Source organism: Brevibacillus sp. IT-7CA2 (genome assembly GCF_949767855.1).
Taxonomy (GTDB): domain Bacteria; phylum Bacillota; class Bacilli; order Brevibacillales; family Brevibacillaceae; genus Brevibacillus.
In genome coordinates this window covers 1-309 of sequence record NZ_CATKQT010000049.1, presented here as the reverse complement: position 1 = coordinate 309, position 309 = coordinate 1, and the positions used below count along the sequence as shown (strand labels likewise).

General features: G+C 53.4%; 3 tRNA genes. All 3 read right to left on the bottom strand.

The annotated features are described in order from the left end of the window. Positions 1 to 28: 28 nt before the first annotated feature. Positions 29 to 104 (bottom strand) — tRNA-Val (locus ACM6JA_RS22820). Positions 105 to 138: 34 nt separating this feature from the next. Then, a tRNA-Glu gene (locus ACM6JA_RS22815) sits at positions 139 to 212 on the bottom strand. A gap of 4 nt (positions 213 to 216) precedes the next feature. Then, a tRNA-Ser gene (locus ACM6JA_RS22810) sits at positions 217 to 309 on the bottom strand.

Sequence of the window (309 nt, the reverse complement as noted above, 5' to 3'; positions counted from 1 at the left end):
TAATCAGGACTATGTCCATTAATATTAGTGGTGGAGGCTGACGGGATCGAACCGCCGACCCTCTGCTTGTAAGGCAGATGCTCTCCCAGCTGAGCTAAGCCTCCAAATCACCTACAAATATGTAGGGATCTTTCTAGGTGACCCGTAGGGGATTCGAACCCCTGTATGACAGCGTGAAAGGCTGCTGTGTTAAACCGCTTCACCAACGGGCCAAGATGGCGGATGGAGTGGGATTTGAACCCACGAGACGGTTCGACACCGCCTACACGATTTCCAATCGTGCTCCTTCGGCCGCTCGGACATCCATCC